The organism is Nitrospira sp., assembly GCA_024760545.1.
GTDB lineage: Bacteria > Nitrospirota > Nitrospiria > Nitrospirales > Nitrospiraceae > Nitrospira_D.
The window spans coordinates 1,086,581-1,113,298 of the sequence record CP060501.1; the positions used below are offsets into that span (position 1 = coordinate 1,086,581).

Below are 26,718 nucleotides of genomic sequence, written 5' to 3' on the forward strand. Positions count from 1 at the left end.
ACTCTAGGGCCGCTTTTCTCCACACCATGAGAGAGAAGCGGCCCTGCCTACTCTCCCATTACAAGAGTACATAGCGAGTGAAGACGACCGTCTCAAACCGATCAGGCCAGAGCGTGCTGTATGGAACAATCACCCGACTCTCTCAGCGGAACGGACACAGCACCCTGTCCATCCGCACATGACCCGGCCACTCGTTGGGACGGTCATAGAAGCCTCGCTCTCATCCGACCACATCCTCCACCGTAGAGCCCTTCCGCGATGGATCATCGTTCAACTGCACGTCCCGAATGAGACCTCCGAAGGGAATAAATGCGGGCATCGATTCTCGTGTCCATGCGGTGCCAATGAGTGGCGAGTGCGATCATCGCCCACGTGATGGCCAGCATCCGTGCTGCGGCTTCGCTGTCGACATGGATCACTCGCAAAACCCCGGAGACGCTCAGAGTTGCGTCTTTGGCCGGATTGCAGACTCCGGTTGATAAGTATACAGCCAATTTATAGTTCCGCATTCACGGCAGATACCGAACGAGGCCCCTCTGGGCGGAAGCAGCCTGCTTGGATTTTCAACGATCCAACATTTCCAGCAAAGGAACGTCACATACGGAGGCAATCTGACTTTACGCATGAGAAGAGGGGTCCTCGAAAGCGGTTCGAACGTCAACGAGGAGAGAGTCTAGGTTTATACTCATACCTTAAAGCTCAAATTCTCTCGCGCTGCTTCAATGGATCGGTACCGATCATCTGGACCCGCCGACCCAAAATAGCGTGTCTATAACCTTAACCTTATCCAAGCAGGGTTCTGTATATAGATTCCTACTCGATTTCATGGTGATTTCAGCAGCTAGTAACGTCACAAACACGGCTCCCCACGCCACCGCATAGGCAAGGACAACATGTTCAGCCCGCATCTATCAGCCATGTGACACGAACTTTGTAGCGATTGAGTTTCACCCCGCCACAAACAGAAAGCTCCATCCTTTTTCAAGAACGGAGCCCTCCGCGAAACAGCGCAATTTTTATATCATGTATGCGCGATAACGTTTCCATTACCTTTCACAATATGTCCACTGCGTTCATTCGAGTCGCATGCTAACGTCACCACGTCCCAACGGGTACTGGGAGGGAACCTAGTTCATTGCTTATGTTAGGAGCATCGATTCAGTTCACTCGTTGCAAGGTTGTCGTATGGCCTTGATCCGTGACATAGGCTTTGACCAGGTCGCCCGGTTTCACCGTGTCCAACTTCGTGCTCTTATCGACATGGATCCTATGCTCTTTGCCATCATCATCTTTTATCGAGTAATACTCTCCCTCAATTCTCAACAACGTTCCCTTGAACGAATCGTTCGAGAAGCGCTCTTTGATCGTGGGACTCGCTTCTTTCTCCGCCATGGGATCAGCAGCGTAGGTCATGCCAGCTCCGGATCCCAACAATCCAACCACCAACATCGATAATATTCCTATTTTCATCGTGTCCTCCGTTTAGATTGAACTCATTCTCGCATGCGGCCATCGTATCCGCAGCTGGGAGAATACCGTGGATAAGCATTAGCTAACCAATTGATGGAGCGTGAACCTAGGGAAAAGCATCGTCGATCATGTGACGATAAAGAAAGAGGTTGCAGCATCTCCACAAGGCTACGTATGTCCGGCGCCTAAAGAATTCCAGCGGGGAAAGCATCAGTATTCCCACATTCTCTGTCGTGCCTCGCTTAGGAGATGATTGGCCTGGGCTTGAAATGCCAGCGTGCTGCCTTCTACGGCCGTGAGCGTTTGTTCGCACATCACTCGGTTGTCTTGTCTGGTATCGCTCAGCATTCTGGACTTACGAATGAGGTTCCTCCGAAGTTGATGGCTATACTTGGTCGTCCACGTCGCGCCACGTTCAAGAGAACAACGCAATTGGTAGAGTGACAACAGGTCTTCAATGATGCAGATGATGTTCGGGGTCGTCGTGGTTCCGTGCAGGAACCCAAGGGCGCCCTGCTCTATGGCTTGCCGCACGGCAGCGACTTCCTCTCGCTCCGTCGTGACAATAAAGGGCGAGCAAGGATGGTGAAGCCGATTGAGGCTGAGTAAAGAATACCCGTCGACTGAAGCAATGCGCTGAGGACAGATGACGACTTGGTAGAGGTTCAGCGGTATATACATCACAGCTTTCTTATACGAGGAACACACATTCACCAGAGCGCTCGAAAAGTATCGGCGGATGATTTCGTGGAGCTCAGGAGCAGGATCTATGAGTAAGATTGAGGCTGATGCGATAGATGCGGCCATGATCTCCGCTTTCCCACAGGTCGGCGGTCAAGACACTTCAGCAGGCCGCTGACTATGTGCAAGGAGTGTTTTGGAACTGTCGATGTAAGATTCTCGCATTAAACGCCAATGTAACCACTGGTATGTTCCCGAGGGCCTTCTCCATGCTAACCCGATGGATGTGGGTTCGTTCTCTAGTTAGCCTTATTTAGGAGTGGAATCGATGCGGACGGCTCCTTCGCCCGTCATCACCTGGCTGGAGGGAGTTTGATAGTTGTCACAGTAGATCTTGAAGGCAGCGATAGCGATCCCCAAGAGAATCGGGCCCAAGAATAGTCCGATAAAACCAAAGTACATCAGGCCACCGACGGAGGCAAAGAAGAGAAAGAGAACGGGTAAATCTGCGTCTGAGCCGACGAGAATCGGCTGTAGGATATTGTCCATGAGCCCAACGAGCCCCACACCCACGACGATCATGACGATCATTTTCCAAAGCGCAGCGGTCCAGAACAGATACGCGGCCACGGGAATCCATACCAATGCCGTGCCTCCGAACGGCAACAAAGATAAGAGAGCGCTTATCGAACCGAGAAATACCGGGAATGGGACATCAAGCACCCAATAGGTCAGCCCCGCTACGACGCCTTGTGCCAGAGCTGTGAGCAACGTGCCACGCACCACCGCCCGCATGGTCTGGATCAGGCGATCAAAAATGACCGTTTTATGACCCGCCTCGATGGGCATCGCATTATAAAAGCTAGTGTAGAGACGCTCGCCGTCGCGAAAGAAAAAGAAGAGGGTGAATAGCATAATGAAGAAGTCTGTGATGAGTTCAAACGTATTCTTGGCAAGCCCGCTGACGCCCGTGAAGAGGACTGCACTGACCGCCTTTCCTCCTTCGAGCAATGATCCTTGGAGGTCCCCATAAGCTTCTACAAATCGTTCTAGCACCCCTTCCGAAAGAGGGCCGATCACGGGTACGTGCGAGACCGCAGCAGGAACGCGCTGGATTCCACCGCTCTGCACCCAGGCCATGCCGGTTTGATAGGCATGAATAGTTTCTGTCACCGCCAAGAAGGCGAGATACGCCACCGGCAAGATGGCAATAAGTGTTACCACGATCGTACTCAACGCAGCAGAGAGCGTCCGCTGTCCACGCAGGAACCGTAACAGGTACTCGTAGAGAGGGAAAAAAAGCCGCGCCAGGATGAGCGCCCACAGAATTGGGGTAAAAAAAGGCGCGAAAATCAAGGCGAGCTGGTACAGCACCAATGAGCACAAGATCAGGAAGGCCGTCGAAAGTGTTTGCGGAGACATCTGGCGACGCTTTTCTTCGCTACGTTCTCACGACGTTTTCTCGTTCTAGCTCTAATGCATGATTTCTTATTGTTCACCACCATCGCGAATCCTGCTCGTTGAGGAGCCAATCTCGTGGCGACGTTCGAACCATTTGTCGGCTATTTTTACTCCTGGTTCTCCCCCGTCCTCTCGGTTGCGGCATTCCCTGAGTCTGGTGAAGGAGGGGCTGCATCCGGATTCGTCGACATGGTGGGATCACGGTTCGGTGGCGCTACAGAAGCCCGTGAATCTGGCTGCCCTCTTTGCATATGTTGCATCCCGGGGTCCATAACCGAAGGGGCTGCCTCTTGACTCGACTTAGACCTCCCTTCTGGATTCGAGTTTTGAGTGGATTCGGACGAATCTTCAAATGGTTCTGCGCACGCAGGGCCGATCCCCACCATCACTGACGTCAAGGCCAACGTCGCAACCGTAGGGAATACGTATCTGGTCATGGCGCACCTCTGCCGCAAGGGCATGTTCATTGTCCATCAATCGACCTGTTCCGTCCTCTACACGGTGACCATTACCATCTGTTCATCGCATCGAGACAGACGCTTGAGAGGCATGCTCTCTGTGCGAGATCTCCCGCATTCTCACCACACTCTGGAGGTGATTCGCGCGAACGACGGCATCCTCAATACACCCGCAATTGATACAGCGTGTGGCTGGGTCTAGAGAGTTTGTCTTGATGTTCAATTCACCGAAGGTGTCTTGTACAAGGAGTCCTCGACAGCGTTGACAGAGCATACATCCTCCCTCCGCACCCAATGGCGTGCTAGGCAGATTCCCATCGAATGGAAACCAGGCCTCTTGTCTGCGTCACACGCATCGACCTATTTATGGAGAAGCATAATGGAAGGGCTGGCTGCCGTCTGTTCACAATTGCTCAGGAGGGAACGAGTACGAAATGGACCGGACGTGGCCTGGCTTGGCTCCACCGAGGCCCGCCGCCTCCGGAGCTCAGCAATCCAACTACCAACATAAATGGTACCGTTGTTTACATAGAATCTCCGTTTAGTGTCGAATCATTCACCCATGAGACCACTGAATCGGGAGCTGGGAACACCGTGGGCATAGGAGTGAACGCCCTGATACCGAACTACTTCCCCATGCGTATTGGAGTATCGCCCCATCAATTGATGTTGACTGCTCGTGATCTCGCCTATGGTCTTTCCTAGTACGAGGCCCCGTTCAGATTCGCTATAATACATCACGGAGTGTTGAGGTCTTTGACGGGTATATTCATGAACTGGACTCGGAAAAGGTTAAGCTGTCTCGGTTTTTGGGATTGGTCGAAGGCAATGCACTTTACTTGGTGAAGATTTGGAGAAAGAGAAATAATCGGTGTGAATGCTCTTTTGTAGATGCCGACGTATCTATCGAGACAAGGTTACTCAAATAAGTGATGAGAAGGTGGGGCATGTGATGCTCGTGGACGTTGAATGGAATGCCCCTTGGAGCAGCCGCGATGATTGAGGACAAACTGGCGGGTATCAATTACAAAAAGTTGAAGGCTAAGTGTTTGGAAATGATGATGAGAGTCTTTTGGGTTTCTCATGAAGATGCAGAAGCGATCTATTGCCAAGTGATGAAAGAACAAGCATCTGGGCCACTGGCAGAGGCATCGACCTGGACGACAGAGAGGCCGGTGAAGAAAGGCTGGTATTGGCATCGTCGTTCCGACAAAGAACAACCATCAATTGTGCTCATCAACAATTATGATGATAAAGGATTCTCGATGTTCACTGCAGGAAACATTGAGCGATGGCCGATTCCTAACGGTGAATGGATAGGTCCCCTGAAGCCAACGCCATAAAAGTAACGGCCGCCGAGAAATCGGGAGCACGAGCCTGGAGAATGTCAACCAGACTCCTCACTCTCGAACTGGGGGCCGTATCGCGCAACGCAAGGGTATCGAGCGATCTTGGGGAGAAGCGCCTGGCATTGACCAATGCACAGCCCGAGAAAGTTGCACAATCAGGCTGAAGAAACACTGGGAAAAGAGAAATAACAACCCATGCTGGAACTCGGAAATTATGGTTTGCACGGTCCAGGGATGCTGGTCTACTTCATCCCGAGCTTTGTCGCCGTGGCGCGCAACCACGACAAGCGTTTTCCGATCTTCGCCCTCAATCTAGTTTTGGGCTGGACAGTGATCGGATGGATAGGCGCCCTGGTGTGGTCGTTGATGCGACAGGTGAAAGGATTGGAACGGAATTCAGCTGCTCCGTCGCGGTTGTCTACACTCCAGAATCTGAAGTCATATCTGGCAGTGCACGCAAAGGGTCGCGCCATGCTGGAGTATCCCGTGCATCGGCATCAGTATAAGGACCGCACAATCCAATTGTATGCGAACAAACGCGAAGATGACCAATGGACGTGTAGCTATTTGGTCAGTGAGAAATTCCGCCAAACACCGTGGGTCGAAAACACCGCCTGCCCTAACGGCCCATTCGCGTCTCGCCACGAAGCCGAAGCAGCGGGGCTGAACCAGGCGCAACAGATCATCGATTCAATAGTTCCTCATCCCTGCCCCGCCACCACTTAGCTCGCCCTCCTGCGCAACAAGCCGAAGGATCACTGAAAGAAGATCGGGCCTGGAATCGCAGGCCTGTCGCCAGTGGGCGCATCGACCCCGCCACGGTGGGCCCATTGCGTTTTAGCCTCACCATCGTAATCGACCCGCATATTGATGGAGGTCGTCGCTCCATCTTCGGTGTATCACCAGCCACGATCCGCCGTGGTGATAACATCGCAGGAAAACCGTGTGGCTAGATAGAACCGACGACAATCGGCCAATTACCGACCTCGGTCTACAACATCGCCCCAATCTCCTGTTCGGCACTGCAAGATTGGAGCAGCAGGAGAATACCAACAAAGAGGGTAATGATCACGGGCCAGATCATCGAGAGCGCACCGAGTACTAAAATAACCGTGCCCCCCGCCAACGCCTGCTGAACGAGCGCGCTCTTGACTCTCATCTTAACCTCCTCTCTCAACTAAAGCCGTGAATCCAGGAGACGGCTATGGCCATCTCTCGCTCAGTCTCATGTGTATTCTTTCTTGAACTTGACGAGCGGTCCGTCGATCTCCCGCCGAGACGACGCTGCGCTCTCGCCCTTGCGATCAGGTCCCTGAGTCACTTCAGTCCGTTCCGTCATGGCCGGGAGGGATGCCCGCCGCGAGACATAGATGGCGACAATCAAGACCACGACGACGAGCACATTCGCCCCAAGATCCATGAGATAGCGGTTGAACACCACATCGGTGAGTTCATTCATATACGAAATTTGAGCTCCGGTGGTCAGAATGCGCCGCGTTGACGCGATCACGCAGATATACAGAAACGGTTCCAGGGTAATCACTCTGGTCTTTACGAAATTGATGGTGGTCCTGAACAGCTCCAACAAGATGATGACCAATAAGAGATCATGCACCAGGCCGAGGACCGCGAGCACCGCGTCGGATCCCACTCCACTCATGAAGGCATACCAGGCACGGACAAACAGCACGACGCTGACGGCCAGGAAACTCACTCCTGTCGTGACGTAGCCGAGCCCGTCCAGGGTCTCCATCACTTTGACCGCCTTATCGCCGAGGACCCCGTCCAAGAAGGACCATCGAGTTGTCGGGCTTCGGCTGCTCGTTGCGATCGTACCGTCCATCATTTCCCCTTCTGTGCTGTTCGGTGTCCTGTTCTCGCAAAAGAACTACTGCTCACCATAGACGAACACCGCTCTCTGCCAACTACATGCGCCCGACTTTGGCCACGAGTCTGATTGACCGATCAAGAGCGTCTATTTGCCTCTTCCTCTGGGATCGAGGCCCAAATCGTGATGCCCCACAACAACACGACAATCGCAACGAGGCTATAAATCTGATACATGTTCATCACCTCCGGTTTGAGATCCCTTCGGATGTGCTCGTGTGCCTCTGTTCACCCATCCCCTCCTCCATCAGGTGCAAGTTAGAATATCCATTCACAATTTCGGTGCCAATCGGATCTCGTTCCTCGTTTGCTCTGCACCGGCACAACTTTGCTCAGCCAACACGCGTTGCCCGGCACTGGCCGACTCCGGGATTCTGGCCTGACACGCCTTGAGCGTATCCTCCGCTGCTCCGGAGGCCACAACAGCACGTTCTCCTATCGGAACGGCACGCGCTTGTGTTGGAGGGACAACCATGGATCCTTTCATGTGCGAATCTTCGGCTTGCACAGATGATGTTGACGGTATGGATAATGCTGCGAGCAGCACCACCATCCAAATAACCGCACCTTTTGTCGTGGTCGTTCTCATCATGATTCCTCCTCTCTCATTGTCGGCGCCCCATGCACCCCAGGTGCAGAAGACACCAACCCTCTGACATGCGCGGTTGGCCATGCAATGCTGGACTCGATGACGGTCGTGCTTCGAAGAAACGGAGGCAAAGACTGAGGAATCAGACGCGCGGGAGTGGGAGGGAATGCGCGAGAGATGGGACAGTCGACGTCGTTCTGGACGTCATGGTATCACCCTACAGACCCCCGCCATTTGCTGTCAATGCGTTAAAGAAGAGCGGGCCATATAACGCCTTGATTCTATGGTGGTATATTTATTTGTCTGGGGGAAGATAATCAATCGATCAGAGAGGCGGCCGGCCCTATGCAGCGTGTTTCATTTGTTCGTGCGCAGAACGCGGAGGAGTTCACTATCCGCCGGAGCTTTGCCCTTTCGATTCTCGTCGTACCGGAATTCTCTTAACATGAGACGGTCTCACAATCGCTGAACATGGCAACAATCACTAAAATTGTCACCAACCTGAGTCTTTCGCCCTACGGCCGAGGCCATCTTAACATTCTCCCATTTGGGAAGTTTATGCGATAATCCCTCCATGATCCTGAAACGCTGGCTCGTCGGAGATCCGCTCAAGACTGCTCAAGCAAGGCACGAACGGCTATCGAAAACGATCGCCCTTGCCATCTTCTCATCGAATGCCATTTCCTCCGTCGCTTATGGGACCGAAGAAATCCTGCTCGTGCTCATGCTCGCCGGAACTGCCGCAGTCGCCTGGTCGATCCCGGTCAGTCTGGCCATTCTTTTCTTGATCTTGGTCTTGACCATCTCCTATCGCCAGATCATTTATGAATATCCGCAGGGGGGCGGTGCATACGTGGTTGCCCGATCCAACCTGGGCGATATACCGGCCCTGGTGGCTGCGGCGGCCCTGATGATCGATTATGTCTTGACTGTGGCCGTCAGCGTGGCGGCAGGCATCGCGGCACTCACGTCGGCCATCCCGAGTCTGTTCATCCATCGCGAAGCCTTGGGCCTTGTCGCCATTCTCTTCATGATCGTGATGAATCTGCGCGGGGTTCGCGAATCAGGAAAGTTCTTCGCCGTCCCAACCTATTTTGCCATTGGAGCGCTGGGCCTCCTTGTCATCGTGGGTACAGTTCGGTCCCTCTCCTACTCCGGATCCCCTCCCCCTCCGACACACCCTATGGAAACAGAAACTCTTACCCTATTCTTAGTGCTTCGAGCCTTTGCTGTAGGCTGTTCGACGGTCACTGGCATGGAAGTCATTTCAAACGGGGTAAGAGCCTTTCGAGCCCCGGAATCCCAAAATGCCGCAATCACCATGGTCTGGATGTCCACGATCCTGGCATCGCTGTTCATGGGGATCAGCTGGATGGCCTATCACTACGGCATCCTGGCCAAGGTGGATGAAACGGTAGTCTCGCAATTGGCTCGCGTCACGTTCGGCACTGGGCTCATCTATTATGCGGTTCAGATCGGCACTATGGCATTGTTGGTGCTGGCGGCGAACAGCGCCTTCGCAGGCTTCCCGAACCTGGCGTCGATCCTGGCGCGGGACGGATTCATGCCCCATCAGATGGCCACGTTCGGTGATCGCCTGGTCTTCTCAAACGGTATCATCATTCTCGGAGTCTTCGCCTGCCTCTTGCTTGTCGTATTTGAAGGGGATACTCACGCGCTGATTCCATTGTATGCCATCGGCGTGTTCATGTCGTTCACCCTCTCCCAAGCCGGCATGGTGAAACGGTGGCTCGTCAAGAAAGGCCCGCACTGGCAGACCAAACTGATCGTCAATGGGGCCGGCGCCCTGACTACCGGTATCGCGACCATCATCATCGCCAGCACCAAGTTCACGCAGGGCGCCTGGATCGTGTTCCTGCTCATCGCCGTCCTTCTTCTGATGTTTCAAGGGATTCGCTCGCACTACAAGGCCGTCACGGAGCAGATCGCACTGGACCGTCGAGGGGAACGGCCTCCATTGCCCCGTCGCAATATCGTGATCATCCCGATCAGCGGCTTGAATCGCGCCGTCGTCCGAGCATTGGACTATGCCAGAAGTCGACCTGGTGAGGTTCGTGCCGTCTATGTGGACCTTGACCAGGAAGAAAGCGCCAAGGTCAAGATTCAGTGGGCCCAATGGGGTGGTGGGGTCAATTTGATCGCTCTGTCTTCCCCTTACCGCTCAATCCTGGGATCGCTGCTCGATTACATCGAGGAAGTACTGGAGAAAGACCCGAACACCTGGGTGACCGTCGTGATCCCGGAGATTCTTCCTGCCAGGTGGTGGCAGAATATCCTGCACAATCAGCGGGCGCTGATGCTCAAAGCCGCACTGCTCTTCAAAGACCGCGTCATTCTCACCGATGTCCCGTACCACCTGACAAGGTGAGTGTGGGTCATAGAAAGCTTAACGTGAACTGCCATCAGGTTGAGAGCAACCTCTTCTCTCCCCTTCTCGTCAAACTATTCATCTTCACGCTTTACTTTTGTTTCCTGACTGGACAGTCGTTCGCCTTCAATATCGCGTGGCCGAAGGAAGGGTCCACGGTCACGTCAGGAAGCACTGTTACGGCCCGTGTGGATTTGGGAAAAGACATGGGTCTCGTCAAGGTCCGCTATTATTGGTACGGCGAGCAGGACGACACACTGGTCGAACAGGATGATTCGACGGCCACCGGTTCGATCGTGGCGCCCGTGGCCATGATTGGACTGCCTGAACAGGACCCCGCCTTTGGCGGTCCGCTGAAAGTGCCTCACGACGGCATCGGACCGATGCGATTATTGGCCGTGGCCGAAATCTCCCGCGGGCGGTTGGGCACGCGATCGATTTTCGACGAGGTGATCGTAAATGTGGAACCGACTGCCGCCCTCACTGCCATTGATTTTGAGACGGATAAACCTTTGCAACTGGGACGGGCAGGACAATCCTCCGCGTTCGGCCACGTCGATTCGCTGGGCAAGGTTTTTGAACTCCCGGTTGTCGGCGATTTCGCCGACGGCGTCACCCGGGGTATCAGCACACCGGCCAGCGGCACCAGCTACACATCATCCAATGACAAAGTCATTAAGATTGTGAAGGCCGGCCTGCTTCAGATTGTCGGCAATGGAAAGACCACCATCACCGTCACCAATCGAGGCAAACAAGGCTCTCTTGACGTGGACGTGAATGTGAACGATGAACCAAACGACCCGCCGATCGCCGACGCTGGGACGAACAAGTCGGTCAAGGCCGGCTCCAGAGTGAAACTGAGCGGCCTCAAAAGCCGCGACCCGGAGGGCGAGGCCTTGTACTATAGTTGGAGCCAAGTACGCGGCAGCAAAGTCTCCCTCCTTGATGCCAACAACTCAGAGGCCTCCTTCCTAGCACCGTTGGTTTCAGAACCACGTACCTACCGCTTCAAACTACGGGTGACGGATAAAAAGGGAGCGGATAGCTTGCCGGCCTTTGTGGATGTGACGGTGGAACCGTAGTAATAGCTTCAGTCTCTAGGCGGCCCCGATGAACCACCACCATGCCGCCTACGCCTTGCTGAGCTTCACCGGTCCGTAGGTTTGGCGGGCTTGCTGGAGCTCTTTGATATGTTTCCGTAGTGTCGGGCCGAACTTGGAACGATCCACATCGCGCTTGAATCGCTTGCTCTCTCGCTCGACGTGATTGATGGCTTCCTCCAGCTGTCCGACTAAGCGCTGACCTGAACCGGTGAGCCACCCGAGATGATGATCGGCATAGTGCAGGTCTTGTAGCGAGTAGCGGACGGACTCGACCTCCTCCAAGCAACGAAATCGCGCTCGTTGCAGGTCTCGCCGGGTGAGCCCCGCGCTCTTCCATCTTTTTGCCCCGTCTCGCCCTGCGGACCAGGACACGAGCCGCTCGAACAAGAGCGCACCCATGGTAAACGTGAACGTGGCATGAAGAATACCGCGTAGCGGGCGAAGGCTCCGCCGCCAAGGCGAATAGAAGATCTGCTGATTATGGTCGCCCAAAAACATGACATGCTTGCGCAGCAGGAGATTCAAATGGTGATGGCTATTCTCATGAACGAGATCGTCGATCAAATCCAGATTGCCGCGGTCGAAACAGTTGATGAAGGACAGCCCAGGCCGATGCCGATAGCTGAAACTGACCACGCCCTTTGCCCGGAGTGGAACAATCCGCGAGGTCAATAGTGCCAACACTTCATGGCCTTCCGGCCAAGCGCACTGGATGGTCCGCCAGGCGCCGGCGATGCGCTCCACCTGTCGCCGTGCCGTGAGCTTCATTGTCTTCGGCTGGCGATCCTTTCCGTAGACAAGGGATGGGCCGACGGTGATTGGGTTGTTCTCGTTTTGGATGGCAACCACAGGTGAATGGTAGGTCCACTCCCATCGCCCCTTTTCTCCCCATCTCGACCAGATTGAGGATACGGTCTTTCCGACCTTCACAGTGATGCCGGTCGGCTCCACTCGAAACGTGACGCGTCCCGGCGACTGCCGCAATGCGCGTTGAACCTGGGACGGCGCTGAACACCATGCTCCATCGAGGTCACCAGCGAGCGTTCCCGCGACTTCGCCACGCTCAAAATGATCGGTCAGCGATCCCGACACATCCCATGGTCCCATCCTCTTCTGGCCACACCATTTGAGCAACGACGCCGGGTCAAACCACAAGGACTCCTGGGTCAATTCCTGGGCCAACCGACGACACAGAGCGAACAACCGCTTTTCAAGTCCACCGACATGAGGTCGCCCGGTCGGGAAGAGATCGTCAAGATAGCCATGTTCAAAAAACTTCTCCTGACATTCGTCATATAACTGCGCCGCAAAATCGGGTCGATCCTGCTCCATCTTCAATTGCCCGAGCACATCGAGGAGATAGACCAGATCATTGAGTGTTTCGATCCACCCGACAACTTTCCAGCTGGAATAGGTCTCTAACTTGAGGCTTGAATGAAGGACGTCGAAGAACCCGGTGGGAAGCCAGAACTCTCTCGCCAGATCGGAATAGTCGGCATGCAGTTCTTGGCACAGCTCGATGAGCAACCGCCGCATCGACAGACGAAACTCATCTCTTAATTGCGCGAGCGGCTGCGGATCAAGAAGGAGCATACCGGGACGACTACGCAAGTAATGCTCCCCAGACTCTAGCGTAATAAGAAGTCGGGCGCAACTTCGAGCTCTGCATCGATACGACCCGCTCTGAATGGACGCAATGCCGATGACAAACAGTTGGTCCCGCTCTTGCGGCTTCTCACTCCACATCGTACAGTGTCCGCTACAACACTTACCCGTACCAATTACACTTGTGCCCGGGCTGCTCGTATGAGACACCATGCGAGTAGGCCGCAACCTACAGAACGGCGTTGGCATTGACTCATGACCCTCAACTCTTCCGACCTGTCACAGATAGTACAGGAGCTTTCTAGGTCGTTACTCGGAGGATGGATTCAGAAAATTCATCAGCCGACAACTTGTACGTTGGTGCTCGACATTCGAGTACCCGGACAGACACATCGGCTGCTTATCTCATCCGAACCGGAAGCTGCTCGTCTTCATCTCACCGACCGCTCACTACCCAATCCCTCGACACCTCCGCCATTCTGTCAATTTCTTAGAGCTCACTTCCAAGGAGCGAGGGTCGACGATCTTCGTCAGATTTCGAATGATCGTATCGTTGAACTCCAGATCACAGGCAAGGGAGGGGCCGGGACGATCGTGTGTGAATTAACCGGGAAAAGGGCCAACGTACTGGTCCTCGATGCCGAACGACGAGTGCTGAGGGACCTGCTCCACCAGCAAGCTCTTGTCGGACAACCCTATGCGTTGCCGGCAGCACACACGACCGGACGGGAACACGCACCTGCCAGATTCACCGGAGCTGCCGGCTCCCTGTTCCCGATTTCAAAGGAAATCGATGCCTACTACCAGCGCCAGGATGCCGCACGAGAGATTGCTCAGGCCAAGGATGTACGCGTGCGATTCCTCAAGAAAACACTCAAGAAAGAGCTGCGATTGATTGAGGCCTGGCGGGGTGATCTGTCAAAAGCGAATACCTATCGAGACTATGCCCGGTATGGAGAATTGATCAAAGCCAACCTCAGCTCAATCAAGAAAGGGACTGATCATATTGAGGTGACAGACTACTTCGATGACAAGTTACCCGATATATCCATTCCGCTTGATCCTACGAAATCGGCCCAGCGCAACATGGATGAATACTTTCGGAAGCATCGCAAATATCTCGCTGCCGAGCGCGAGCTCAAACCGCGCATCGAACGGGCGGAGCAGCAGGTACATACACTTCGTGACGAGCTCAAAGAGACCGAGCTAGGAACTTGGACGCCTGCCCCCAGAGTTCCTACCCGCCCTGCCTCCGGCACCATTGCTTACCCGACTTCTGATAGATGTCGCTCAGCCAATGACCGGCGAGGCCCCTTTCGGCGGTTTACGTCGACGGACGGACTCCCGATCTTCGTCGGACGCAACGCCCGGGAGAATGATGAATTGACGTTCGGCCTGGCCAAGAGTGAGGATCTCTGGTTACATGCCCGCGGCACACCCGGCTCTCATGTCGTCGTGAGACTCGCCAAAGGCACTGAGCCCCCACCCGAAACCCTTCGCGACGCGGCAACCTTGGCCCTCCTCTATAGCGATTTGAAGAAGAGCGGCAAGGGCGATGTCATCTATACACGCCGCAAATGGGTCAGGAAAGCAAAGGGCCAGGCAGCCGGCGCCGTGAACGTCACCCAAGAGCGATCACTCCACATCAGTCTTGATCCGGTGCGGCTTGCGGCGCTCAAGAGCCGAGGACTTCAAGAGTAATCACGCCTTTCTCGCACTGATGCGAGCCTCAGCAGGACCTCCATCCTAACCTTAGGTTGGATTACGTGCACAAATACAAGTTTCTCTCGCCCCTTAGAGCGTTCTGAACTATGATGCGAGCAGGAGGACCCACACATGGAGGGTCAGCGGGCCGACAGGCCATCAGAAGCTTCATCGACCATCTTGGTCGTCGACGACGAATTGTCGATCGTCAAACTCTGCAAGGCTTTGCTTGAAGGAGCGGGGTTTCACGTGATCGAAGCGGAAGGCAGTTCCGAAGCCCTAAAGATTTGCACGCAGCATGAGGGGCCGATTGATCTCTTGCTGACGGACCTTGTCTTACCCCCTCCGGACTTTCAGCTTTCCTCTGCGTCCAACCAATTTCCACACGTCAACGGCCATCAGCTGGCCATTCGCGCCGCGACGATCCGGAACGGCCTCCGCATCATCCTGATGTCAGGAAACCCTGATAAAGAGCTGGCCAGTCATGGGATTACACGAGGAGCGTTACCGTTTCTCGCCAAACCGTTCGGAAAAGATGAGTTGGTGACCTTGGTGCGGGAGGTACTCGCACAACCGGCATCAGCACCCAATCTCGCGGAGCAGGGCAAAGCGGCGAACGACGTCGACTGGTTCGGCTAAACCGGAAAAAGGTTGTGGCCTTCTATGTCTGCTAAGAGACTAGGCATGCTCTGTCATGAACCATCCGGCGATCGACAATCGGCGATGCCGGCCCGCCATGGTATCCACACGACAGACCCGATGGAATCGAGGCACGGTGAACATCACAAGCGACCCGGGGCGGGGCTCGATACAATACATTGGGACAAGGTTGACGGAACCGTCAGCACGATCTACTCGTCGCTCGTAAATGATTAATTCTCCGCCCCAATCGGGCTTCCATTCTTCGTGAAAATACGTGACGACTGCAATGCGGCGCTGCAGCCTTCTGCGGCCCTCGACAAGACGCCCCTGATCCGTGTCATCATGAGTCAAGAGACAATCCCCTGCAGCATACGAATAGTAACTGAATCCCACGTGACGTCCGACGATGTTCGGGAAAGACTCGATACACTCTCGAATGCAGGGAAGCTGTAACCGCGAGAGAAACCGCTCACCCTCCAGCGAGCCGATTTCAGCCTTTGCCCAGTTGCCGGAATTGGGAAAATCGTCCCGAACGTTCGGCAGATCGGAGAGACTTTTCCAGGCCGCCTGGTTCATCCCTTCACGAAAGAATCGTCGTTCCTCCGCAGACCAAAAGTTCTCCACGACCACGACCGGACATCTCTGGAAGGAGAATGAGCGTAAATCGGTGATCTCTATCGTCGATTGAGCAACATTCATATCTTGTCACGGTCCCAGCGACCGGGCGTATTCATTATCGGCTCCGATCTAGTATCCTCCTGCCCAGTTCGCAAAGAAAGAAGGGGTTGCCACTCTCGATGGCAACCCCTTCAGTAGACTGCACACTGAACCGATCAATTACCAGCGATCGCGCTTTCCTCCCCCTCCGCTTCGGCCACCGCCTCCGCCGAATCCACCACGACCACCACCGCCACCGGTGCGCGGTTCCTGGGGGCGCGCTTCATTGACAGTTAGAGTCCGGCCACCCATCTCCGATCCATTGAGGGCCGTAATCGCAGCTTGAGCTTCAGCATCCGAAGACATCTCCACAAAGCCGAATCCACGGGATTGGCCGGTGAACTTGTCCGTAATGATCCGCGCCGAGGCCACTGCGCCATGGACCGCGAATAAATCACTCAATTGCTGCTCGGTCGCCGAATAGGGCAACCCACCGACATAAATCTTCGAACCCATCGGGGTTCCTCCTTTAGAATAATGACATTGTCTTGAGCACGAGGAACGGGGAAGGAGCGGGCCGAAGACGCGATCGATGCAGCGACTTAGGTCTGACTTCCGACGAGATTCCCGGACAAGGCAACATCGGCATTGTGGGCCTCCTCTCATAGACACTTGGTATCGCGAGGCCCGGGGCGATCCAAGTCAGGCATACACTAGCACAGCGATCTGTGGATTACAACCTTACTCCCCAACTCGGACCAGAAGTCCTTGGTCTTTACAGTACGCAATGGTGCGATAAAACCAGGCGATGACACCCACCAGCAACACACCGTTGAGCCCAACGGCCCAGACAAGATTTGAAAACGGAGCACTGCCTGTGCTCAAGACCGCCCGCATGCCCTCAAAAATGTGCGCGGCCGGGTTCGCCCATGCAATCCCCTTGAGCCACGTCGGAAGCACTTCCATGGGATAGAAGACGCAGGAGATCGGCTGAAACAAAAATACCATGCTCCAAGCGAGCACTTCAGCTTCTTGCCCGAATCTCATGATAAGTGAGGTCGTGAACACGCCGATAATCCACCCGGTGACCACGAGGTTCAGCACAAATGGAACAAGCCATACCCCGATCATCAAGACGTTATAAGAATAGAAGGCGACCGCACATACGCCCATGACGATCGAAACGACCGTAACCTTCAGCACACTCATCGCCATCGTCGCAGCCAAGAACTCGCTGGGCTTCAGGGGACTGGCAAATAGATTCATGAGGTTGCGCGCCCAGAGCTCCTCGAGGAAGGTGATGGTGATCCCCTGCTGAGCGCGAAACAGCATGTCCCAAAGAATCAGGGCTCCCAGGAAAAACGTGACGAATCCAGGAACCTGGCTTTGGTATCGACTGAGATAGAGCGTGATGAATCCCCAGATGACGAGATCCAAGAACGGCCAGTAAAAAATTTCCATAATCCGCGGTAAACTGCGGCGGTAAAGATACAAATGCCTGATCATCAATGCCGTGACGCGATGCAGCTTCATCGACAGGTCTCATGATCGTGCTCATGGTCGCAACCGCCGCAACCTTGATGTGTTCCCAGGATGTCCCCCATGAGATATCGAATCCCTTCAATCAGGTGCGTACCGGCTAGTTTTCCATCAGGCATCCGTCTCAAGCCGAGGGCCAACAACACCATCGGTACTCCCGTCAGGCCAATCCCGAACCACAATTTCTCACGCCCGGTTCCGCTCTCCCACCACACGAGCCCGACCAGCAGGAACATCGGCACAAGGCCTCCCATCAGACTCTTCAATACAACCCCCCATCCACAGGTACCTCGGCTCAATCCGATCACCCCGATAGCAAGCCAAAAGAATCCCCAGGTAGCGCTGACGACAAGCCCCCCCGCAAGGAACCCCACGCAAAGGTCGACGACTGTCTGCGTCATGATGGCAACAGGCTGTTCGATTCCCGTGCAAGCTTCAAAAAGACCTCCTCCAAGTCGGCTTTGCCGAACCGTGAAACGATGGCCTGTGCCGTCCCTTCAGCCACAAGCCGTCCGCGTTGAAGAAAAATAATGCGATCCGACATTTCCTCCATCTCCCGCATATTGTGCGAGGTATAGAGGATGCTCAAGCCGGATGAACGCCGCTCTTCTTTCAGCAAGGACCTGATTTTGTAGGCGATGTCGGGATCCAAACTGGCAGTCGGTTCATCGAGAAAGAGAATGCGAGGCTCCGTGAGAAAAGCCTTTGCCAACGTCAGTCTCGTCATCTGGCCGGACGACAACTTGCGGGTCACTTTGTGCCGAAATTCACCCATCTCCAGTTTTTTGACGATATGGTCCACCCGACGAACGATATCGGACAATCCATAGAGCCGCGCCACCACATACAGATTTTCCTCGACGGTCAGTGATTGAGGCATCGCAATATACGTGGAGGAGAAGTTGACCTGCTGCAAAACCGCCTCCCGATGAGCCGAAAGATCCAAGCCGAACGCTTCGATCACTCCCGCCGTAGGTGTGACCAACCCCAATAGCATCTGAATCGTGGTGGTCTTGCCGGCTCCGTTCGGCCCCAATAATCCAAGAATTTCGCCAGGTCTGATCTCAAAGGAGACTCCATCTACCGCCGTGAAATCCCCAAATCGCTTCGTCAGGTTCGACACTTTCAGCACGGGAGTCGTCATGAGGCTCATCGCGCCGTTCGGTTAATTGAACAACAAGGTGCCACTGATCCGATCCGGGATGTGGCAAGTCTCGCACTTTCGGTTCAGCACCTTACCGCGATATTCTGTTTTCCCATCGTGACAGCGGAAACAGTCATTGAGGCCCCTCACACGAAGGTGAGTTCCCTCCGGATGGGTCGGATACCAAGGTTTGCTGTCAGTGGACACATGGCCTCGAGGTATGACGATGGGATAGCCCTTGATCGGTTCATCATGCACCACACCGGCATGACAGGTCGTACACCCTTCCTCCTGTCCACGAGCCTGGAACGCCTCCATGTGTTGTCGATGGCCCATAATCAGCCCCACCTCTCTCACCGGTTGGGGGAGATCGCGCGGCGCCATCTCGGACTCTCGAAGGATATGGCGATGGCAGCTGAGACAGACTCCTGAATCCACTTTTGCCTGAAGATTGTGCGCATCGGTCGGCGTCCCGAACAAATAAATGGCCGCGTCTGTGGCGCCTGCCCAGACCTTATCGTGCAACCACCCATCGAGACCGGGCCTCACATGGCACGCAACACAGCTCACGTCTTTATGGGAGGATTTGGCCCAGCTCTCATAGGAAGGCGCGATGGTGTGACATCCGGCGCAGAACTTCGGCTGATCTGTATACGGCGTCGCAATTCCAACCAGAGCCGCAGCTCCGGCAACGAGGCTCAGGACCAGCGTGGCCTTAGACTTCCAGTTCATGCTCCCGGCGTCTAAGGGGGAATTGCTCGATCAAGAGGGCAGCGACACCGGCCACATCGTCGAGATGCAGCACCGGCACCGGCAGATCCATTGGTTTATCGGTGACCACTGCCAGCAGGCCGTCCGCAGAATAGGCGATCTCACCGAGTTGATCGCGGACAATCATGACTTTCGGGTAGCCCTCGCTCTTCCACCCTTCCGCGATGATCAAATCATACGAGCTATCCAAGAACCGGTCTCGGACTTCCTCCACCTTCATCTGCTCAGAGACGTCGGCAAACAGGGCAAGACTCCCTTTCGACACGACCACCACACTGCTGGCGCCGGCACGTTTATGGCGCCAGCTATCTTTTCCCTCCGTGTCGAGATCAAACCCATGACCCGCGTGTTTCACCGTCGCGACACGGTACCCGGCCTTCACCAACTCGGGGATGACTCGTTCGATCAAGGTGGTTTTGCCGCTGTTCGAACGGCCGATAAACGAAACGATGGGAATGGACATAGGAATCAATCGTCGCGCCTCAATCGTCATTCATCCAACCGCCGTGATTGATCACCGGCTCTGTGGACTCACAACCGATGAGGTCTGACCGCCTTTCTAACAACAAGAGACGCCGTGTGCGCCGGCATGCACATGCGAGGTCGTGCTGAGCCACGCGTCACCGCTTAACAACTGAACCGTTACTTCATCACCTGGATTCAATCGCTCGACATCTACGGGTACGTCGATGAGACAGTTGGCTTTCACCATCGACGTGAGAATACCTGATCCTTGATCTCCGGTCGTGCGGACTTTGAAGACGCCTTCTTCTCTGGTGAGGATCCCGCGTAAAAAGTGACGGCGATCACCGCGCTTGGAGAATGTCTCCTGGAAAACTGCCTGCACGACCGGACGGCCGTATCCTCGACATCCGCTCATCTTCAGCAGGGCAGGCCGAACCAACTGCTCGAAGGTTACCATCGAGGAGACCGGATTGCCCGGGAGACCAAAAGCGAGCTTGCCCTGAATTTTTCCGAAGGCCAATGGCTGACCCGGCTTGATCGCAAGCTTCCAAAAATTCATCTCGGCGCCGAGTTCAGAAAACACCGCTTTTGTGAAGTCATAATCGCCCATGGACACGCCACCGGACAAGACGAGAATATCCGCGTTCAACCCTTGAGAAATTTTTTCCTTGAGCGCCGTCGGCGTATCACGGGCAATGCCGAGCAACAATGGAACCCCGCCGGCTTCTTGCACAGCCGCAGCAATACCGTAACTATTCGAATTGATGATCTTCTCTTCACTGAACCGCTCATCCAAATCTGCCAACTCGTCACCGGTTGAAAGGATCGCAACCCGAGGCCGCTGGTGGACAAACACGAATGACTTCGCGAGGATTGCCAGCATCCCCGCTTCACCGGGACGAATTCTGGTCCCTTTCGCGATGATGCATTCCCCTTTCTTGACATCCTCACCCTGAGGTCTGATGTTGGCACCATGTGATTCCGTCTTGAACACGCGAACCGAATCAGGTGTATGTTCAGTATCTTCGACCTTCAGAACTGTGTCAGCCCCTCGGGGAAGCGGCGCCCCGGTCATGATCCGAATTGCCTGACCCGAACCGACCGTTTTCGACGGCATCATCCCGGCCGGCACATCTTCAATGACCGAGAGAGTCACCGGTTTCTGTATCGAGTGCTCCGGCTTGATATCCTCCCATCTGACAGCGAACCCGTCCATGGCTGAATTGTCCCATGGAGGATTGTCTCGCTCAGCAACGATGTCCTCACCGAGCACACGGCCCAACGCATCAAGAATCGAGATTTTTTCAAGCCCCAATACCGGCGCCGCATCGAGCACGACCTGTTGTGCGTCGTGCAATTGAGTCAGTCCGGTCATCGCATCGGCAGCCTTCACTGGGTGACTCCCTTCAACAATCCCATACCGGATCGTCCCGGTTTAGGCAACGACCCGCCCTTCTTACAGAACGCTTCAATCTGATTGGCGATTCGGTGGTATGCTTCAGCCGTCGGTGTGTCGGAGTTGAACATGGCAAAAGGCTCGCCCGCGTCCGACTGCGTCACCACATCCGGATCGAGCGGGATCCGACCCAAAAACGGAACCCCCATGTCCAGCGCGGAGGCCTCCCCTCCACCCTTGCGGAACACATCGATCTGGGCGTGGCAGTGAGGACACTCCAACCCGCTCATGTTTTCCACGATGCCGACGATCGGCACTTCGCTGTCCTTACAGAAGGTCACGGACTTCCGTGAATCGAGCAGCGCCACCTCTTGCGGAGTCGTGACGATGACGGCGCCGCTGACATTGCCGAGTAGGTCGATCGTCGTGACCGATTCGTTTCCGGTCCCCGGGGGAAGATCGATCAAGAGAAAGTTCAGGTCTTGCCAGTCTACCCCACCCAGCAGTTGATTGATGAATTCGTACTTATAGGCATCGCGCCAAATGATGGGATCATCCGAGTTCTGCAGCAAAAACGACATCGAGGCAATCTTCAAATTGTAGGCTTGGAAGGGAATAATTCCACCGGAGGTGCTGATCTTGAGCTTCTGACCTTCAGCCCCGACCATTTTCGGGATGTTGGGGCCATGAATATCCATGTCGCAGATCCCGACATGCCATCCTTTAAGCGCAAGGCTGACGGCGATGTTCGTGGTACAGGTACTCTTCCCTACGCCGCCCTTATTGCTCATGATCAGCACTTTGTATTCGATACGCTCCATCCGCTTGGCGACCAGCCAGCGACTATGTCCCTCCTTATCCTTTTGGCACCTCTCGTTTTCGTCGCAGATAGCGCAGGCCCACATATACGTGCAGGCATCCCCATTTCCACTGTTGATCACATTGAGTTCACGTGCCATAGAATTCTTTCCGGCGACTATATGATGTCCTTCGCCCGTACGACTAGTGGTGACGACCTCCAGGAACGTTCACATAATCATCGCCCGAGGATTTCGGCATCGCCATACCAGAGGCTGCTCCCCCGGCCCCAGCAACAGCCATCGCGACCGTTGGAACACCAGGTTGACTCCCTTCGGCGGGCGCTTTCTTGCCAAACACCTTAGCGCCAAAGATGCCGACCCAGTAAAGCAGGAACATGGGACCGGCCATAAGAGTTTGATTGAACGGGTCAGGCGTGGGAGTCAGGATCGCCGAGATGACGAACGATCCTAACAAGGCCCACTTCCAGTATTGTATTAGGAATGGCGCATCGACCCAGCCCAGCTTGGCCATAAGGGTGATCGCCAACGGCACCTCAAAGATGAGTCCAAAAACCATCAAGAACCAGAGGGCAAATCCGACGTATTGCGCGATCGAGATCTGAGGTACAAATCCGGCGTTGACGCCATACGAAATTAAGAAATTCAAGGCAAATGGAAGCACGAAGAAAAATGAAAATCCTGCCCCGGCGTAGAACGCCAGCGTGCTGACACACACAAACGGCCCGACGAATCGACGTTCCTGAGCGTGAAGTCCTGGAACCACGAATCGCCAGATCTCAAATAAGAGATACGGCATGGCGATCACGACGGCACACAATCCCGCCACCTTGACGTTCTGCCAGAGGGCCTCCGCCGGCGCGAGGAAGACAAAAGGCACGGTCGGCAAATCAGTAGGTTCCCAGGTCAATTTGCTTGGCACGAACATGTTCTGGAGCGGAACGCGCAACCATTTGACCAACGCATCGGCATACAGAAATGTCCCCATGAAGATGACCGCCATGGCGATCACCGCACGGGTGAGCCGGACCTGGAACTCCACGAGGTGCTCCATGACCGGCATCTTTTTGTCTTCCAGCGGCTTGAAAACCGAGTCTTGCAGCCACCGGTTCAGCTTGTTCAGCACAGGCCCTCGCAACGATGAGAACCCGTCCAACCGACGATCTGACGATCGCGGTTGTGGATTTCAACAGATCGACAGATCAACCCGTCCGACCTTTCTTCTACTTGGGATTAATGGCCACGAACAGGCTGTTCCCTTGTCGATTGACCAGCAACACCGCGAGCTCGTCTTTCTTGATCTTCTCCGCGGCCTTCTGATAATCGCTGATCGTCTTGACTGTCTCGTGATTGATCTCTTGAATGACGTCACCGCGCTGCAGCCCGGCCGCCTCTGCCTGTCCACCCGGTTCAACCGATATGATAACCACTCCGACGGTTTTCGCGGAAATGTTCAGTTGGCTCATCAGCGCATTGTCTAACGTTTGCACACGAAGTGACGCCAACACATTATCCGGGGGCTTGATCAGCTCTCCCGACTCCTTGGGCGGCCCCGGCTCCTTCTTGGCCAGCATTTCGTCCGATGGACGTTCAGCAACCTTCACCGCGATCAGCTGTTCCTTGCCTTCTCGTACAACCTTGACCTGCGCGTCCTTTCCGACCACCGTTCTCGCCACCAGGTTACGCAGCTGACTGACGCTCTGCACCTCTTTACCGTTGAACGCCACCACCACATCGCCCCGTCTGATTCCGGCGGCATGGGAAGGACCATTTTCATTGACATCGCTGATCAGCACACCCTTCCGCTGCTCCGGAAGTTTGAACGACTTGGCCAGCGCCGGTGTAATCTCCTGAATCGCGACCCCCATCCATCCGCGTACGACCTTGCCCGTTCGCTGGAGACTGTCCACGATATCAAGCGCAATGCTGCTGGGAATGGCGAATCCGATTCCTTCCGATCCGCCGGTTCGAGAAAAGATCGCCGTGTTGATGCCGATCAGATCCCCGTTCATGTTGACGAGCGCTCCGCCTGAATTTCCAGGATTGATCGCCGCGTCGGTCTGGATGAAATCTTCATAGTCGGCGATCCCAACATTGCCACGCCCCAGCGCACTGATGATTCCGAGCGTGACAGTTGAGCTCAGGCCGAATGGGCTTCCAACGGCCAACACAAGGTCGCCGACCTGTAGCTTTTCGTATTCAGCCCACTTGAGTGACGGCAAATCCTTCGCTTCAATCTTGACCACCGCTAAATCCGTCTTTGGATCGGTGCCGACGACCTTCGCGGCAAACTCGCGCCGGTCGCTCAGCGTCACGGTAATCTGCGTGGCTCCTTCAACGACGTGATTATTGGTCACGATGAAGCCGTTTGAATCCAAGATGACCCCGGAACCTGCACTCTGATCTGGGCGACCATGCGGTGCGGGCGGACCGTGAGGGCTCGGGGGAGGTGTCGGTAATTCTCCCCCGCCCGGCTCATCCCCTGGAGGAGGTGTCCCGAAAGGACTGGGTGGCGGAGTTCCACCACGGCGCCGGCTGCCCTCTCCACCGCCGGTCACGGCGATATTCACAACAGCTGGAGTCGTCTTTTTCACAATCTCCGAAAAGCCTTGAGCCCAGGCGGGAGGTACCCCGGCGGCTGAAGTCGGGGACACGTTTCCGCCGCCGACAAAACCGCACACTATCAGTCCGCTACCGATGAGCACTTTCGTCGCTTGTTGACGCCAATTGGTCATAACCGAATTCCTCCAGGATGAGACTCTCCCTGAGAGTCCTATTGGAAATGAGCATCTGCACCGACTCGAACACTACATATTACACCACTCTTTCAACAGGCTTCAAAGAGGAAAAGTCCGCTCCACAAGAGCGTGAAGTGGATCAAAGACACGCTCGATCCAATTCCTCGGTGCGGGAATGGCTTCGCCCCATACTGCACCGGCGGTCCGGTTGCTTTCATGCGGTCCTTCCAGTACGGTGACGCACGGCCAGAGCGCGATCATCATCATAGGCCAGGCAGTGATCCCCGAGAAACAGCTCAATCATAAAGGCTTTGTGGCAGGCGCATGGCTAGGTTGCACTCTGCTCTTTCTGGGCGCCTGTGCCGGCCACCTGGAGAATGCCAGATCGGCGGTTGGTGGCCAAGAAGTCACCCTCGATTCAACCCAACCAAATCCGTCAACCTTGCCTGCGTCCTCAACTTCAGCCTCGTCTCTCGCAGAACAGCCTCGTTCTGCGGCGTTGCCACCGTCAGCACTTCGATTCAAGGCGATGATCCTCGACGAAAACAGCAATCTGATTCTTGAAGGTGGCGAACATGTGCGAGTGCGTCTGGATGTCATCAATACCGGAATACACCTGATTGAAAACGCTTCCGCCTCGCTGACGGGAACTCCGGCGGTCATTGAGCAGTTTCCTACCACCCGCTTGGAAATTCCACCTCTGCCACCCGGCCAAACGAAATCTCTGGAATTTGTCGCGACCTTACCCCTTCTGACCCAACCACTGCATACCGAGATTCACGTCCACGTGGCGGAAGGAGATAGATCGGCAGCTCCCTCGCAGACCCTTTTGTTTACGGTCGCGCCGACAAGACCCGGATCCGACGATATCGATCAGCTTCCGACAGAAGCTTCGAGTCTTCAGCGCCGGCACACTTATCTCATTTCTATCGGACTCAGCTCCTATCTCGACCGTCGAATACTATCTCGCAAGTATGCCTCACGAGATGCAGAGATGGTCGCCAGGTATTTTCAGACTTTCGGTGGGGTCCCATCATCTAACATCCATCTCCTGGTTGATTGGAAGGCGTTTCATTCACATATGGAGAAGGCGTTCTCCGGCTGGCTCCGTTCGCAACCAACGAGCGATGCCGTCGTGATTGTCTATTTCTCCGGACACGCCATGGTCTCCCAGACCGGGGAAGTCATGCTGATCCCATACGACGGTGCCGCAGCAGCCACAACACTCTACCCGCTCAAGGCGGTTGAGTCAGTCCTTGCTAAGCTGAACCCCAAGCAGGCCATTCTCATTTTTGACGGGAAAGTGTCTCAACTTCAGAGCGGTTCCGAGATGAAGGTCACCCCTCGATGGGATTTGACTGGCGGCAATACCATTCGGTTGATCGCTGGTGAGGGACTGAGTCCCGGGCTCGACGACGACAGCCATCAGCATGGACTCTTCACCTATTACCTGTTACGAGGACTTCGTGGAGAGGCGGATTCGAACCGAAATGGGGAAGTGACACTCGGAGAGATCACCGACTACGTGCGACAAAAAGCTACTTGGGCGTCCAAATCGCAGTTTGACTCGGCGCAGCGCCCACAGATCATTCCCGCGCTGAAGCCGGGCGATTCAGCCGCCTTGCTCGTACTGACCGCACTTCCTTCCCTCACCGCTTCCGAAATGCCATAATCCGCGCGATTCCTGACGTTTCACCGGCAAGTGGATCCTCAGCAGCGCTCGCTACCCATTCCCATATTCACGGAGCCTATATAGGCAATGGCCGTCGCGGTCGGTTCGCGGCAAAAAAGAGGGTGGGGAGTTGCCTCCCCACCCTCTTTTGATCTGTAGCAAGTCTCAGTGCCCTGCAGA

25 protein-coding genes are annotated in these 26,718 nt (G+C 55.0%); 7 read left to right on the top strand and 18 right to left on the bottom strand.

Annotation, left to right across the window (positions count from 1 at the left end):
• Positions 1-1,158: 1,158 nt before the first annotated feature.
• From H8K03_05215 to H8K03_05225, 3 genes are all read right to left on the bottom strand, one after another.
• Entirely contained in the window at positions 1,159-1,470 is a 312-nt protein-coding gene (locus tag H8K03_05215; protein ID UVT21316.1) for a hypothetical protein, read from the bottom strand.
• Between the two features lie 210 nt (positions 1,471-1,680).
• On the bottom strand, positions 1,681-2,277 hold the full coding sequence (locus tag H8K03_05220) for a response regulator (protein ID UVT21317.1): 597 nt from the start codon (positions 2,275-2,277) through the stop codon (positions 1,681-1,683).
• Between the two features lie 183 nt (positions 2,278-2,460).
• Entirely contained in the window at positions 2,461-3,573 is a 1,113-nt protein-coding gene (locus H8K03_05225) for an AI-2E family transporter (protein UVT21318.1), read from the bottom strand.
• 1,492 nt (positions 3,574-5,065) lie between these two features.
• Here H8K03_05225 and H8K03_05230 point away from each other — a divergent pair.
• Positions 5,066-5,413, top strand: a complete 348-nt coding sequence (locus tag H8K03_05230) for a hypothetical protein (protein UVT21319.1) — start codon at positions 5,066-5,068, stop codon at positions 5,411-5,413.
• 201 nt (positions 5,414-5,614) lie between these two features.
• The gene (locus tag H8K03_05235; protein ID UVT21320.1) at positions 5,615-6,145 is read left to right on the top strand and encodes a superinfection immunity protein; all 531 of its coding nucleotides are present in this window, start codon (positions 5,615-5,617) and stop codon (positions 6,143-6,145) included.
• Between the two features lie 265 nt (positions 6,146-6,410).
• On the opposite strand, the gene H8K03_05240 is transcribed toward H8K03_05235, so the two are convergent.
• The 3 genes from H8K03_05240 to H8K03_05250 all read right to left on the bottom strand — a co-directional run bounded on the left by H8K03_05240 (position 6,411) and on the right by H8K03_05250 (position 7,898).
• The gene (locus tag H8K03_05240; protein UVT21321.1) at positions 6,411-6,578 is read right to left on the bottom strand and encodes a hypothetical protein; all 168 of its coding nucleotides are present in this window, start codon (positions 6,576-6,578) and stop codon (positions 6,411-6,413) included.
• Positions 6,579-6,644: 66 nt separating this feature from the next.
• Positions 6,645-7,265, bottom strand: a complete 621-nt coding sequence (locus H8K03_05245; protein UVT21322.1) for a phosphate-starvation-inducible PsiE family protein — start codon at positions 7,263-7,265, stop codon at positions 6,645-6,647.
• 312 nt (positions 7,266-7,577) lie between these two features.
• Positions 7,578-7,898, bottom strand: a complete 321-nt coding sequence (locus H8K03_05250; GenBank protein UVT21323.1) for a hypothetical protein — start codon at positions 7,896-7,898, stop codon at positions 7,578-7,580.
• Positions 7,899-8,469: 571 nt separating this feature from the next.
• Between H8K03_05250 and H8K03_05255 the strand changes: the two genes are divergently transcribed.
• Together H8K03_05255 and H8K03_05260 are read left to right on the top strand one after the other, a co-directional pair.
• A complete protein-coding gene (locus H8K03_05255) occupies positions 8,470-10,284 on the top strand; it encodes an APC family permease (protein ID UVT21324.1) in 1,815 nt (604 codons plus the stop codon).
• 23 nt (positions 10,285-10,307) lie between these two features.
• Positions 10,308-11,366 (top strand): hypothetical protein, encoded by a 1,059-nt coding sequence (locus H8K03_05260; protein UVT21325.1) that lies wholly within the window; start codon positions 10,308-10,310, stop codon positions 11,364-11,366.
• Between the two features lie 48 nt (positions 11,367-11,414).
• On the opposite strand, the gene H8K03_05265 is transcribed toward H8K03_05260, so the two are convergent.
• Positions 11,415-13,133, bottom strand: coding sequence for a hypothetical protein (locus tag H8K03_05265; GenBank protein UVT21326.1), 1,719 nt, complete (start codon positions 13,131-13,133; stop codon positions 11,415-11,417).
• Positions 13,134-13,247: 114 nt separating this feature from the next.
• Between H8K03_05265 and H8K03_05270 the strand changes: the two genes are divergently transcribed.
• Complete coding sequence (locus H8K03_05270; GenBank protein ID UVT21327.1) at positions 13,248-14,693, top strand: NFACT family protein; 1,446 nt, start codon at positions 13,248-13,250, stop codon at positions 14,691-14,693.
• Between the two features lie 135 nt (positions 14,694-14,828).
• On the top strand, positions 14,829-15,335 hold the full coding sequence (locus H8K03_05275; protein UVT21328.1) for a response regulator: 507 nt from the start codon (positions 14,829-14,831) through the stop codon (positions 15,333-15,335).
• 39 nt (positions 15,336-15,374) lie between these two features.
• Here the strand turns inward: H8K03_05275 and H8K03_05280 are convergent, their stop codons facing one another.
• From H8K03_05280 to H8K03_05330, 11 genes are all read right to left on the bottom strand, one after another.
• Entirely contained in the window at positions 15,375-16,037 is a 663-nt protein-coding gene (locus tag H8K03_05280) for a 2OG-Fe(II) oxygenase (protein ID UVT21329.1), read from the bottom strand.
• A 138-nt stretch (positions 16,038-16,175) separates the two neighbouring features.
• Entirely contained in the window at positions 16,176-16,511 is a 336-nt protein-coding gene (locus tag H8K03_05285; protein UVT21330.1) for an RNA-binding protein, read from the bottom strand.
• Between the two features lie 225 nt (positions 16,512-16,736).
• The gene (locus H8K03_05290) at positions 16,737-17,528 is read right to left on the bottom strand and encodes an ABC transporter permease (protein UVT21331.1); all 792 of its coding nucleotides are present in this window, start codon (positions 17,526-17,528) and stop codon (positions 16,737-16,739) included.
• Positions 17,525-17,935 carry a hypothetical protein gene (locus H8K03_05295; GenBank protein UVT21332.1) on the bottom strand — a complete coding sequence of 137 codons (411 nt, stop codon included), beginning with the start codon at positions 17,933-17,935 and terminating at the stop codon, positions 17,525-17,527. The genes H8K03_05290 and H8K03_05295 overlap by 4 nt, the downstream gene beginning before the upstream one ends.
• Positions 17,932-18,678 carry an ABC transporter ATP-binding protein gene (locus H8K03_05300; GenBank protein UVT21333.1) on the bottom strand — a complete coding sequence of 249 codons (747 nt, stop codon included), beginning with the start codon at positions 18,676-18,678 and terminating at the stop codon, positions 17,932-17,934. The genes H8K03_05295 and H8K03_05300 overlap by 4 nt, the downstream gene beginning before the upstream one ends.
• A 21-nt stretch (positions 18,679-18,699) precedes the next feature.
• On the bottom strand, positions 18,700-19,410 hold the full coding sequence (locus H8K03_05305) for a NapC/NirT family cytochrome c (GenBank protein ID UVT21334.1): 711 nt from the start codon (positions 19,408-19,410) through the stop codon (positions 18,700-18,702).
• On the bottom strand, positions 19,394-19,912 hold the full coding sequence (gene mobB / locus H8K03_05310; protein ID UVT21335.1) for a molybdopterin-guanine dinucleotide biosynthesis protein B: 519 nt from the start codon (positions 19,910-19,912) through the stop codon (positions 19,394-19,396). The genes H8K03_05305 and mobB overlap by 17 nt, the downstream gene beginning before the upstream one ends.
• A 96-nt stretch (positions 19,913-20,008) precedes the next feature.
• Positions 20,009-21,289 (bottom strand): molybdopterin molybdotransferase MoeA, encoded by a 1,281-nt coding sequence (locus H8K03_05315; GenBank protein UVT22376.1) that lies wholly within the window; start codon positions 21,287-21,289, stop codon positions 20,009-20,011.
• A gap of 14 nt (positions 21,290-21,303) precedes the next feature.
• The gene (locus H8K03_05320; protein UVT21336.1) at positions 21,304-22,269 is read right to left on the bottom strand and encodes an Mrp/NBP35 family ATP-binding protein; all 966 of its coding nucleotides are present in this window, start codon (positions 22,267-22,269) and stop codon (positions 21,304-21,306) included.
• Between the two features lie 43 nt (positions 22,270-22,312).
• Positions 22,313-23,191: a twin-arginine translocase subunit TatC gene (tatC, locus tag H8K03_05325; protein ID UVT22377.1), complete on the bottom strand. Its 879-nt coding sequence runs from the start codon at positions 23,189-23,191 to the stop codon at positions 22,313-22,315.
• Positions 23,192-23,351: 160 nt separating this feature from the next.
• A complete protein-coding gene (locus H8K03_05330; protein UVT21337.1) occupies positions 23,352-24,863 on the bottom strand; it encodes a Do family serine endopeptidase in 1,512 nt (503 codons plus the stop codon).
• Between the two features lie 178 nt (positions 24,864-25,041).
• On the opposite strand from H8K03_05330, the gene H8K03_05335 reads away from it, so the two are divergent.
• Positions 25,042-26,538, top strand: coding sequence for a hypothetical protein (locus H8K03_05335; protein ID UVT21338.1), 1,497 nt, complete (start codon positions 25,042-25,044; stop codon positions 26,536-26,538).
• Positions 26,539-26,718 lie beyond the last annotated feature (180 nt).